At 44.5% G+C, this 12,322-nt stretch carries 10 protein-coding genes and 1 pseudogene; 5 read left to right on the forward strand and 6 right to left on the reverse strand.

Features of this window, described 5'->3' with window-relative positions; genetic code table 11:
- A pseudogene (nifH, locus tag B7990_RS15265) lies at positions 1-119 on the forward strand (nitrogenase reductase); the annotation flags it as partial.
- Between the two features lie 74 nt (positions 120-193).
- On the opposite strand, the gene B7990_RS15160 reads toward nifH, so the two are convergent.
- The 6 genes from B7990_RS15160 to B7990_RS14540 all read right to left on the reverse strand — a co-directional run bounded on the left by B7990_RS15160 (position 194) and on the right by B7990_RS14540 (position 6,207).
- The gene (locus tag B7990_RS15160; protein WP_088641595.1) at positions 194-610 is read right to left on the reverse strand and encodes a DNA-binding protein; all 417 of its coding nucleotides are present in this window, start codon (positions 608-610) and stop codon (positions 194-196) included.
- A gap of 56 nt (positions 611-666) precedes the next feature.
- Positions 667-987, reverse strand: a complete 321-nt coding sequence (locus tag B7990_RS15165) for an ORF6N domain-containing protein (RefSeq protein WP_088641596.1) — start codon at positions 985-987, stop codon at positions 667-669.
- 157 nt (positions 988-1,144) lie between these two features.
- On the reverse strand, positions 1,145-2,245 hold the full coding sequence (gene mnmA, locus B7990_RS14525) for a tRNA 2-thiouridine(34) synthase MnmA (RefSeq protein ID WP_088641597.1): 1,101 nt from the start codon (positions 2,243-2,245) through the stop codon (positions 1,145-1,147).
- A 196-nt stretch (positions 2,246-2,441) separates the two neighbouring features.
- On the reverse strand, positions 2,442-3,374 hold the full coding sequence (gene cysK / locus B7990_RS14530; protein WP_088641598.1) for a cysteine synthase A: 933 nt from the start codon (positions 3,372-3,374) through the stop codon (positions 2,442-2,444).
- A gap of 118 nt (positions 3,375-3,492) precedes the next feature.
- The gene (locus tag B7990_RS14535; protein ID WP_088641599.1) at positions 3,493-4,779 is read right to left on the reverse strand and encodes an O-acetylhomoserine aminocarboxypropyltransferase/cysteine synthase family protein; all 1,287 of its coding nucleotides are present in this window, start codon (positions 4,777-4,779) and stop codon (positions 3,493-3,495) included.
- A gap of 393 nt (positions 4,780-5,172) precedes the next feature.
- Positions 5,173-6,207: a YafY family protein gene (locus tag B7990_RS14540; protein WP_254917558.1), complete on the reverse strand. Its 1,035-nt coding sequence runs from the start codon at positions 6,205-6,207 to the stop codon at positions 5,173-5,175.
- Positions 6,208-6,383: 176 nt separating this feature from the next.
- Here B7990_RS14540 and B7990_RS14545 point away from each other — a divergent pair, with 176 nt between their 5' ends.
- The 4 genes from B7990_RS14545 to B7990_RS14560 all read left to right on the forward strand — a co-directional run bounded on the left by B7990_RS14545 (position 6,384) and on the right by B7990_RS14560 (position 12,263).
- Positions 6,384-6,905 carry a phospholipase D-like domain-containing protein gene (locus B7990_RS14545; RefSeq protein WP_088641601.1) on the forward strand — a complete coding sequence of 174 codons (522 nt, stop codon included), beginning with the start codon at positions 6,384-6,386 and terminating at the stop codon, positions 6,903-6,905.
- Positions 6,906-7,191: 286 nt separating this feature from the next.
- Complete coding sequence (locus B7990_RS14550) at positions 7,192-9,426, forward strand: DUF262 domain-containing protein (RefSeq protein ID WP_088641602.1); 2,235 nt, start codon at positions 7,192-7,194, stop codon at positions 9,424-9,426.
- A gap of 99 nt (positions 9,427-9,525) precedes the next feature.
- Positions 9,526-11,829 (forward strand): AAA family ATPase, encoded by a 2,304-nt coding sequence (locus B7990_RS14555; RefSeq protein ID WP_088641603.1) that lies wholly within the window; start codon positions 9,526-9,528, stop codon positions 11,827-11,829.
- 239 nt (positions 11,830-12,068) lie between these two features.
- Positions 12,069-12,263, forward strand: a complete 195-nt coding sequence (locus B7990_RS14560; protein WP_088641604.1) for a hypothetical protein — start codon at positions 12,069-12,071, stop codon at positions 12,261-12,263.
- Positions 12,264-12,322 lie beyond the last annotated feature (59 nt).

The following is a 12,322-nucleotide window of genomic DNA, read 5'->3' on the forward strand; positions in this document are numbered from 1 at the left end:
AACTTGCAAAGAACATCGACGAAAACGAGCTCTTTACCATCCCGACGCCGATGACTCAGGACCGCTTGGAACAAATTCTCATCGACTACGGCATGATGGAAAAAGACTACTCCATTTAAAAACTTTTTATTGCCAACTATCTCTAAAAAAATCCTGCCCAATCGGGTAGGATTTTTGCGTAAAAAGCTATCCATTATTTTTTCGATTTTCTTAGCACTTCCTCTATAGTAAAATCTTCCTTGCTGAAGAAAAATGTCTTTTTGCCTAAATCCTGAAGCGATGCTCCAAAATGATACGCGGTTTCGTCTATAAATAAGAATCTATCATGGACTCCATAACTGGGTAAAATTTTAATGGGACAATTCGCGTACTGCACATTGTACGTCGTCAGATCTACTTCAAAAACTTTGCTTTTGTCATAGGTGTAAATAGTAACTGATACATCTTTACTGCGCTTGAGCATCATCGCCAATGTTTTCTCGTTCACATAGTTGTCTACAAGAACGATTTTCTTTTTTGCTTGACGAATCAAATTGCAGACGAATACATATGCATCGAATTCTTGGTTGTTGTAGAATAGCCCCTTTGATTTCAATTCATTTCGGTCCATTGCCTCAAAAACTTCGTCTAGCCTGCGGTCGTATTCGGCATTTTTGCGGTCTTGCTCTAAAACTTTTGCCTCGACATTGGAAAGACGATTGATACATATGGCTTAAATCTGTCTCCACCCCAACTTGAAATCACATTTTGTGATTTCAAGTTTTGTAGTTCATCTGCTGTTAATTGAAAGCAATATCTTTCGGGGAATCGTTCTGCATTTCGTTTTACGGCTTGATTTATGGCTCTGGTTTCCACCCCATAAAGTGTTGCTAAATCGCGATCAAGTAATACTTGTTTGCCTCGAACGATTTGAATCATACGTTCGACACCGGATGTTGTGAGTGGGCTAGAGATGGCAACATCTGTATTTTCATTGTTTTTCTTCATTTTTTTCTCCTTATAACAAAAAAAAGCCGTGCTCCTTTAGATATAAAGAACACGGCTTGTTGCAGGTGTATCCTGCGACTATAGCTTAACTATGGTTAATATAAAAAAAATAAATGAAATAGCAAGTCTTCGTATATGTTTCAAGAATTCTCGCCTTTTACTTCCCGATGATTCCGCTGGCGACCACGCCTTTGTCTGCATAGAGCACGAGCACTTGTCCCGGAGCAGATGCGAATTGCGGTTCGTCAAATTTCACGCTGATGGTGCCTGCGGCGGTGTCCAAAGCTGTAATTTTTGCTGTTGCGCCTTTATGCCCGAGACGAATGTGTGCTGTGAGCGGTTCCTTCAGCAAAGGCGATGTTTCCGAAACCATCAAGTTCAAGTCAACGGCAGAAACTTCGGTACAGCTCAATGCGCTTCGCGGTCCGAGAATCACCTGGTTGTGGTGCGCGTCAATTGCTACAACATAAAGCGGTTCCGCTTGCCCGCCGATGTTGAGTCCCTTGCGTTGCCCAATCGTGTAATGCACAATGCCCTTGTGCTTCCCGAGAACCTTTCCATTCACATCGATAAAATCTCCGGGAACGTTGTCGCTCTCGTCAAACAGCACCGAGTAATCGCCGCACTCGATAAAATCCTGGCTCTCACGCTTTGTTGCAAAATCGTCCCAGCCGATTTCCTTGGCGAGCGCTTTCACGTCTGCTTTCTGCATTCCGCCGAGCGGGAAAATCACAGTGGAAAGTTGCTCTGCCGAGAGTCTTGATAAAAAGTATGTCTGGTCTTTATGCTCGTCTAGCGCTTCGTACAAGAACGGAACATCGGGATTCTTAAAATCGAGTCGTGCGTAATGCCCTGTCGCAAAATAATCGAAATCAATCCCGAGCTTGCGTGCCGCATGCTGTAGCGCTCCAAACTTGATGCTCTGATTGCAACGGACGCACGGATTCGGCGTTCGCCCTGCGCGGTATTCTGCACGGAAATAGTCGAGAACTTCGCGCTTGTAATCTTCGGCGACAGGAACAACGTAATGCGGAATTCCGAGACGCTCGGCAACAAGCTTTGCTTCCTCGATATTTTTGTCTTCGCTAGGGCCGTAGCAGCCTTCGCGGCCTTCAACCGCAGGCATTTTTACGGAGCCGTCCCATGTCGCCATCGTCATGCCGACAACTTCGTAACCTTGCTTTTTCAGTAAATACGCCGAAAGGGCGGAATCCACACCGCCCGACAATCCTACAGCGACACGTTTTTTTTCAGACATTTTTGCATCCTTTAAAACACAAATAAACGCTAGAGAGGCGAATGGAACCTTCTAGCGTTTTTCACTCAATAATGAATCATCTTAATGTTTTTTTCGGTTTCTACTGCGAGGCGAATGGAACCGCGAAGCACTTACCGAACAAATTTCAAATTAATTTACCACTTCCTACCGTCTACTTCCTACTGCCTACTTATTATTAGTCAGCGAAGAGCGGAGTGGAGAGGTAACGGTCACCGCTATCCGGGAGGAGTGCGACAATCGTCTTGCCCTTGTTTTCCGGACGCTTTGCAAGTTCGATTGCGGCATGCAAAGCAGCGCCAGAAGAGATACCCACGAGAATGCCTTCAGCCTTGGCAATTGCCTTGCCGGCGGCGAATGCGTCTTCGTTCTTGACCGGGAGAACTTCGTCGTAGACGGAAGTGCTCAAAGTATCCGGGATAAAGCCTGCGCCAATACCCTGGATCTTATGCGGACCTGCAACGCCCTTGGAGAGCACCGGAGAGGATTCCGGTTCGACAGCGACAACCTTCACGTCAGAATTCTTGGACTTGAGGTATTCGCCAACGCCCGTGATCGTACCACCGGTACCGACACCTGCGACAAAAATATCAACCTTACCGTCCGTGTCTTCCCAGATTTCCGGACCCGTTGTAGCCTTGTGAGCAGCCGGGTTTGCCGGGTTCACAAACTGTCCCGGAATGAAGCTATCCTTGATTTCGGCAGCGAGTTCGTTAGCGCGGGCGATAGCGCCCTTCATGCCCTTAGCACCTTCAGTGAGAACGATTTCTGCACCGTAGGCCTTGATGAGCTGGCGACGTTCAACACTCATGGTTTCCGGCATCACGATGATGATGCGGTAGCCGCGAGCGGCAGCGACAGAAGCAAGACCGATACCCGTGTTACCAGAAGTCGGTTCGATAATCACGGAACCCGGTTTGAGCTTGCCGGCAGCTTCGGCGTCGTCGATCATAGCCTTGGCAATACGATCCTTGACAGAACCTGCGGGGTTGAAGTATTCGAGCTTTGCCACAATCTTAGCCTGGAGATTGTTTTCCTTTTCGATGTGGGAGAGTTCGAGGAGCGGGGTATGACCGATAAGCTGGTCAGCAGATGCGTAAATTTTAGACATTGTAGAATCCTTTTTTTAGTTAAAAGTTAGAAGTAGGAAGTAGGAAGTTTTTGCTTGCGGTGAAGTTTATTTTTGCTATAACTTCCTACCGTCTACTTCCTACTGTCTACTGTTATTGTTAAATCTGGTCAAGAGCCTGTGCGAGGTCGTTGATGATGTCTTCGTAGTGTTCCGTACCGATGGAGAGACGGATCGTTGCAGGAGAGATACCAGCTTCGGCAAGTTCAGCCGGAGTGAGTTCGGAGTGGGTCGTTGTATACGGGTGAACAACGAGGCTCTTCACGTCGGCAACGTTAGCGAGCAAGCTGAAAATCTTGAGCCCGTCGATGAACTTGAAGGCTTCTGCCTGGCCGCCCTTCACATCGAATGTGAAGATGGAACCTGCACCGTTCGGGAAGTACTTCTGGTAGAGAGCGTGCTGCGGATGATCTGCAAAGCTCGGGTGGTTGACCTTAGCGACCTTCGGGTGCTTCGAGAGGAATTCGAGAACCTTCTTGGTATTTTCCACATGACGGTCGAGGCGGAGCGAAAGCGTTTCAGTGCCCTGCAAGAGGAGGAATGCATTGAACGGAGAAATTGCTGCACCTTCGTCGCGGAGAAGAATAGCGCGGATGTAAACGATGTAAGCTGCAGCGCCAGCTGCTGCGGTGAAAGGCACACCGTAGCTCGGGTTCGTTTCGGTGAACTGCGGGAACTTGCCAGATGCAGCCCAATCAAACTTGCCACCGTCAACAATCACGCCGCCGAGAGTCGTACCGTGACCGCCGATGAACTTCGTTGCAGAATGCACGACGATATCAGCACCGTGTTCGAGCGGACGAATCAAGTACGGAGTACCGAAGGTGTTGTCGATCACGACCGGAATCTTGTTCTTGTGAGCGAGTTCGGAGATGGCCTCGATATCCGGGATGTCGGAGTTCGGGTTGCCGAGAGTTTCGATAAAGACGAGCTTCGTGTTGGACTTGATGGCGCCTTCGACTTCTTTGAGGTTGTGGATGTCAACGAAAGTCGTTTCAATGCCGAACTTGCTGAGCGTATGTTCCAAGAGGTTGTAGGTGCCGCCGTAGATGGAGCGCTGAGCGACCACGTGGTCCCCCTTGCGGGCGAGAGCCGTGATGGCGTAGGTAAGAGCTGCTGCACCAGAAGCGACTGCGAGACCTGCGATACCGCCTTCGAGAGCTGCGATGCGCTTTTCAAAAACGTCCTGCGTGGTGTTGGTGAGGCGACCGTAAATGTTGCCTGCATCCTTCAGGTGGAAACGGTCAGAAGCGTGCTGGGCGCTGTGGAACACGTAAGAAGTGGTCTGATATATAGGAACTGCGCGGGAATCGGTTGCCGGGTCTGCCTGTTCCTGACCAACGTGGAGCTGAAGAGTTTCGAAATGGAGCTTGTTCTGAGTCGTCATATTATTTAAATCCTCTTGTGCGCTTTTGCGCAAATTTTCGCGTTCGCCCGATCGTTTTGTAACTGTTGGCGTCGGGCGACGCGATTGTTAATGGGTTTGCTCAATCCTGAGCGTTAAAATTTTGCGGTATTAGGCCCGCCTGCCTTCGGCTAGATTATACATTCGACATCGCATAGCGAAATCCTCCAGGCTTTTCCCTTGCGGGGTGCCTCGTTCGTTTGACGTGCATAATTTAAAAACTTAATCCTACTAGTCCAATAGGAAAGTAGGGTGAATTATAAAAATTTTTAAGAAAAGTTGCTTATCTATAAGCAAAAACTATAACAAGACCGCAATTTTGGTAATAACGAGGGGAATTTTGCTGTCATTCCCGCCTCCGAGCGGGAATCTCCCTTATCTTTCGTACTTATTTACGAGAGCCTTCGCCGTTTCCAGTATCATCTGCCTCAACTTTTTCGGCTGTTCGACCGTCGCGATGTTCCCATAATACATAATCCACTGCTTGAGTAGCTCGTTTACCTCGACCTTCATTGTCACGCGGATCTCGTCGCCTGGCGCATCTTCCATTTTCATGGAGCGGTGGTACGGGCGTTCCTTCAAAAAGTTCTTGGCGTATTTCGGGAAGTAAATGACAACCTTTTCTTCTTGCGGATTTTGATCGCCCAAAAGCAGTGCCCCCGTGCGGATGCGCTTGCGCAACGATTCGACCACCTTCGAGTCTTCTTCAAAAGTTTCCTTCAGCAATTTTACCGACTCGATGCGCTGCAATTTTAACGCGTAAGTTTTGTCGGGGTGGTGCTGCGAAACGCAACCGATATAAATGTCTCCATGACTTATAGCGACCATCAGCGGAACGCGTGGCTTATCCGATGGCGTTCCCCAGTTGTCTGTGTATTTTATCTGTACTTTCCGCTTTTGACGAATCGCGTTCAGAATAGTCGGCAGGTTCTTGCTCACGTCTTCGTCGTAATTTGGCGGAGTCCCCATAAAGAGAATGCGGCCGTTCAATTCTTTCGAATAGCTCTTCAGAACGTCTTGCTGCTTCGCAGGCAAATCCTGCGTGATTCTCTTGGTGAGGTCTTCGATAAGGCTTGATGTTGTCGGGTACAAGTTCGCGATGCGCTGCAAAAAGACAAAATGCAAAACCATGTCGCCAAAATCCGGGAATATGAGCTTGTTCGCACGTTCAAGCGCTGCCTGGTAATAAGTCTTGCCGCTGTCAGTAATGCGTTGGATGTAACGGCTTTCGAGATTTGTCAATGCCTGCATATCGCGCTGCACACTTCGCAATTCATTTGCGGGAATATCCAAATGCTGCATGATATCCGTAACGCTATAACGATTGTTATAGTGTGCCATCAGGTACACAAAAATTCGCACCATGCGTTCGCCGCGACCCGGATTTTCCATAAGACCTCGCTTAAACATGTCATTCCCCTAACGGGGCCTGACTAGTTCGCCTCGGATATAGAAACATGCAAGCATGTTTCTGCATCACTCGGCTCCTTTGTCATTCCCGCCTCTGAGCGGGAATCTCCCTTTCCTTTCAATATAAATAAATCCGACGACATCTATTGTCGCCTGACAATACTATATTTCTTTCTATGCCGACCTTCACTAAGTACATCCAAAACGAAGAACACTATTCCGAAGTCATTTCCCGTATCGCAACAGTCCGCGAAACGCTCTGGATCGGTACCGCCGACATCAAGGATGTTTACGTCAAACAGAACGGTGAATCAATTCCGCTGCTTGGACAACTCGCAGGACTCCTCAAGCGTGGCGTGGGCGTGCGGCTCATTCACGCCAAGGAACCCGGCCCGAACTTCCGCGAAGATTTCGACCGCTATAAGATTCTCGCGACCGATCTCGAACGCGTCATGTGTCCGAGGGTCCATTTCAAGATGATGATTTTCGATCTAGAAACCGCCTACATCGGCTCCGCAAACTTGACAGGCGCTGGCATTGGCTTGAAAAGTTCCCTCCGCCGCAACTTTGAGGCGGGAATCCTCACGAACGACCCGCAAATCGTCGAACCCGCCATTGAACAATTCGATACGCTTTGGATGGGCGCCCACTGCGAAAAGTGTGGCCGCCAAGAATTCTGCGGAGATAGAATCAAGTAGCATCTTGAACGAAAAAAACATATTTCCGTTCATTTCGATGAAGGTTCTGAAAAAGTGCTATGTGTTTTTTGAGGCTTTTGAGTAACATTGCAACTTGGAACAGTTAAAAATGGATTTTATGGATTTTTTTTTACCCTTCTTTTATTTTGAGGTTAATTTTATACCGGGTGCAATAATTGAGGCTCTGTTTTGAAATGGTGAGCGGGAGGGACGATAAAGTAAAAAAATGCTGGTTTGACGATGATGCAGATTTGTCTTTTCTCAATAAGACAATTCTTATAAAAGGATGAAAAACACGAAATCAATTGGAGGAAGGTCAATGACGGTATGGAAAGTTGGTTGCCGTTGGAGTAAAAATGGAAACGAAAATTCCAAAATTATTTCTGTTTTTAGGCGTAATGGATTAATTTTTGTTGGGGAGCAGAAAGACGAATTTAAGAAAATAAGGAAAGGTGACTTAATTGCCATAGCCGATGGTTATAAGGTTGTCTCTGTTGCTAAGGCAACTTGTAATGCCGTATTTTTAAAGGATCTCAATCCGATAATCCGAATACGCGGCAATGAATGGAATATTATCGATAAGGATTGGGCTCTTGAAAACGCTATTGGTGTAACAGCAAAGATATTTGATCTTCAGGAACCAAATGAATCGTTAAATGAAACATCTGATAATCAACAAATTTTGTACAAAAAACGAGGATCCTGTTGTAGGGCTATTCAAATAGCAGACAAAGTTGAGAATCTATATGAAATGTGCGCAACTTCTTCTGAAAAATTCGATATTGATTGTAAAAGGTGCTCTCTGAAAGATTTGCTTGATTCCAAGACTCATTATGTAATCCCTGTTTATCAGCGTGAATATTCCTGGGGTGAACCGCAGATTACTAAGTTCGTGCGGGATTTGTTGCTAGGTTTTTGTGGCGTTTCCGGTTTTGATGAAGATGAGAATGGTAAGAAGAAACTTCTACCAAAAGTAAATCCTGCACCAATGTTTATTGGTACGATGCAGTTGTCTTGTCGCAAGTATATTACAAAGAAAGAGCATGAACAAGATGTGATTGACGGTCAGCAACGTTTCAGTACGCTTTTATGTTTATTGAAATACCTATCATTTCTTTGTGACGCTTCAGATATTCGATTCACCGATATTCTTGAATCTAGAGTAAATAAAGGCAAGGAAGATGAATTTTTAAGCGAAGCGATGTCTTTTGATTCTTTAGAGATTTTGAATAATGATTGTTCTAGTAACAAATATTTAGAAAATATTAAGCTAATTAAAGAAACATTTGAGGAATTAGATTTCCCATTCGAATGTTATGCGGATTTGCTGAAATATATTAAGGATAATATTTGGTTTGTTGTAATAACTACAAAGGCAGGTATTTCTAAAACATTGGAAATTTTCAATACGATTAATACCGCTGGTCTTGACTTGAATGGTGGTGATTTATTTAAGGTGAGATTGTATGAATACCTTAAAGACAAAAGGGGAGAAAATCAATTTGATGGCATAGATAGTTTATACAATCAGATAAAAGAGTCAAATCTAGAATGGCGAATTAATCATAATTTCGACTTAGTGAATGTTGACATGGTTCGTGATGTCTATAAAACATATTTGATTACTAAGTTTGATTTGCCCAAATCTATGTACGAATGGGGAACCGACCGTTTTTATGACACGCTATTTGATGTTTGTCTAGATGTTGCTCCACATCAGGAATTAAACACCAATAAGGCACACGGGGTTGTTCTTTGTTTAGAGGATTTGCAAAAAGTTAAAGATGCCATTATTCGTTGGAATAAAAGAAATGTTGATTCGCAAGAAAAGATGATTGCCGACCTATTGGTTTGCAAGTCGCGGTATGGAAGATATTGGCAATATCCTATCCTCTATTTACTGTTTATGAATGAAAATAATGTAGAGAATGTCTATGAAACATGGCAATTGCTTGCAAGAATTTTCTTTGCGTATAGTATTTATTATGCGAAGATTGTAAACGAAGGAAAAAATTTTATGTATGGTATTTACAAAATGCTGTGCAATAAAGATGCTGCAAATCTTGTGAAAAATTTAGAAGAACGAAAAATAGGATTGCAATGGATGGTGAATAATGTATTAACTGGCTCCATCACGGATAATCAAAAAAAGAAGGATTTAATCTGCATTGTGTCTGCATTCCTCAAAGAACCCTCTATATCGGATGAACTTGGTATAGAGCAACTGAGAAACCGACTTTCTTGGGGTTTTGATGTGGAACATATTCATGCCACAGGAGATGGAGCTGTAGAAGTAGACTGGATTCTTCAAAATAGCATTGGTAATTTAATGCTGCTAGAATATGATATTAATCGTTCTATAAAGGATAAGCCGTTTGAAGAAAAGGTAAAACGCTATCGGAAAAGTAAATATGCTGTTGCTCAACAAATGGCGGAAATGAAATGTTGGGAAAAACAACAAATTCAGGGGCGAAAAGAATCAGAGAAAAAAGCGATATTGAATTTTTATAATCAAACTTGATAAATCTTATGCTTGTAGATAATTAAACTAATTTCTCGCACGACATTAATTGTCGTGCGTTTCTTTTATATTGCATGGTGCAAAATTGAGGTTAAAACCATGCAGTTACATTACGAAAATACAACCGAAAATTACTTTAAAAATAAGCGCGAAATGCTTGGTAAAGAGGGTGTCTCTGAAAAGTCTCTGAGCGGTCAGCCGACTTTTATAGACTTGAAAATTATGGAATTTTGGAGCCGCTTTATGCGGTATTATCCAGATGGGGATTGTCGGGTCTTTTGCGACAAGTATATGACGGATGAATGCGTTGCGGCTTTTTTGGATAGAGTGTGTGAAGCCCGTGAATGCATTGAACTTCCTACTGGAATTACGACGGAGATTGAGGATAAGTGGTACAAGTCGAAGGACCTTCTCGAAGAATTCCATAAAAGCCGAAGAATCATTTTTGCTAGGCATTTCCTGGACTTTGTTGCTCATTGGGGCGATGGTGATGCTTATACACGTCAGTTGCTTTCTCGGTCAATTCAAGAGTGTTCCGCAAATTGGCTTGCTGGTGGATGCGATGAAAGTGATGTGTCGATGCAGAGGACTTTTGAATTGAAGCGTCTTTTCCATCTTTCTGATGAAGCCTTGGATCTTGTGCTGTATTTATGGCTGCGCGATCATCATAACATGTTTTTTAAGGTTGAAAAAATCTCGAAGATGTTCGATTACTTTGACTCGTCTGAGCGGGGGTCGTTTAGGCGAATTTCTTTGATTGCGGGGCTGGAGCCGGCGACATTGCATGAACTCTGTTCAAAGGAGAGCGCGCTTATCAAGTTCCAGTTGGTGCGTGTGGAGGAAACGAATCGAAATGCAGATTTGAAAATCAAGCGGTGTGAACTGTATTTGGCGAGCGAGGTAAGCGATTTTCTGTATGGATTTTCGGATATGTCAAGGATTATGGATTTGAAAACGGCGCCAAAGCCTTGCGTCAATTATGCCCAGATTTCCAAGACGAATCCGCAGGCGTCCTTTGTTTTGCAGATGCTGAAAACTCATCAGAAGGGCTCGCCACTCAATATCCTTTTTTACGGTCGTGAAGGAACGGGAAAAACGGAACTTGCGAAAGCGCTTGCTCAGGAGTTGAATGTTCCTTTGTTTGCCGTGGGCTTGGGTGACGAATCTATGGATAAGGAATCCCTTTTGCAGACTCGTTTGCGTTCCATGTTGCTTGCCGATTGGGAATGTGAACGGAGTGGTGGCGTAATCCTGATGGATGAGGCTGATTTGGTTTTGAATCAGGCGGAGAAAGGTTTGCTGAATATCATTTTTGAAAATCTGAAAACGCCTGTCATTTGGATTACGAATAATATTGCGTGTATTGAAAATAGTACTCGTCGCCGGTTTGACTATTCTCTGGAATTCTTCACGTTCAGTAATAAGGAACGCGTTGCAATTTGGCAGTCTGTTCTTGAAGCGCAACAAGCGGAATCGATTTTGTGCAACGACGAAATAGAAAGTATTGCGAAGGAGATTCCCGTGATGGCGGGGAGCATTACTTTGGCGGTTCGTCAGGCGCAGCGGATGCTGGCGGCGGATTTTTCCCCGTTGAACGTGGTTCGTGAAATTGCGTCGTCTCATGCCAAACTTTTGGGCATATCGATGGGCTCGCAAGAGGCTAAAGGAAACGAGTATAATATGGAATGTGTCCGCATTTCTAGCGGGGATGTAAAGAATATTGATTATGTCGTTCCGATGCTCAAAAATTTCGATGCGCAATGGCGTGCTTCAAAATTGAATGGACGCAGAGAAAACTTGAACATCTTTTTGTACGGTCCTCCGGGAACAGGGAAGTCGGCTTATGCAAAGCATATTGCTCAAGATATTCTTGGTCGTGATTTGCTTGTGAAGCGTACAAGCGATATCCTTGGTGGAATTGTGGGCGATACGGAACGCAACATTCGTGAAATGTTCAGAGAAGCTGAACAGAGTGATGCTATTCTTTTCATTGACGAGGCTGATAGTTTCTTTGAAAATCGAGGCAATGCAAAAAATCACTGGGAAGTGACTTTGGTAAATGAGTTTATATGCCAAATGGATTCGTTCAACGGAATGCTTATTGCAGCCACGAATTACGAGAACGTTTTGGATTGGGCAATCCGTCGGCGTTTTCAGCTGAAGCTGGCGTTTGACTATATGGACTCTAAGCAGGTTTCGAAAACATGGACATCGTTTTTTGGGGATAAATGTCCAAGAGAAGTTCTTGCTTGCGATAATGTGTCCATTAGCGATTTTCAGAATGTTCGCCGTAAACTAGCGTATGTTCCCGCCGACTTGCGCACGCGAGAACTGATTACGCAGAACATGCTCGAAGAAATCGCCAACAAAGATGACCATCAAGGACGCAGATTGGGGCTGTAATTTATTTTACAGTAAAGTTACAAAACGTCGCTTGCCACTATATTCAAATATTGATTCATTAATGCATGACCCTTGAAAAGGCCTCAGGCATCCGAAAAAAAATCGGATGCTTTTCTTTTTTCAAAACTAGGAGGCTGAATGAGTCAGGAAAAACGCGGCCGTATTGCTTTTGTGATGCTGTTGCAGTTATGTCTAGAATTGCAAATCGAAACGGTAAAATGTATATTAGGAGAACAAATATGGCCTTAGCAATTAGCAATATCCCGATTTTGACGGATGCGGTGGCGGAATCTTTCGTGAAAAATGCGGAAGAGGCCGAACGTAACTGCGGATCCATTGACTTTACTCGGCAACATTCCGAGTGGAGTGGGTTTGATATGCGCAATGCTGCACGAATTGATAAACTAAGGGCTGAAGGAAAATGGCCTTTTTAGAATCTAATTGCATTCGCACGGCTCTGACTCTATCAGTTTTAAATCGTTGTAATACTTTT

The sequence above is a fragment of the Fibrobacter sp. UWB4 genome, from assembly GCF_002210345.1.
GTDB lineage: Bacteria > Fibrobacterota > Fibrobacteria > Fibrobacterales > Fibrobacteraceae > Fibrobacter.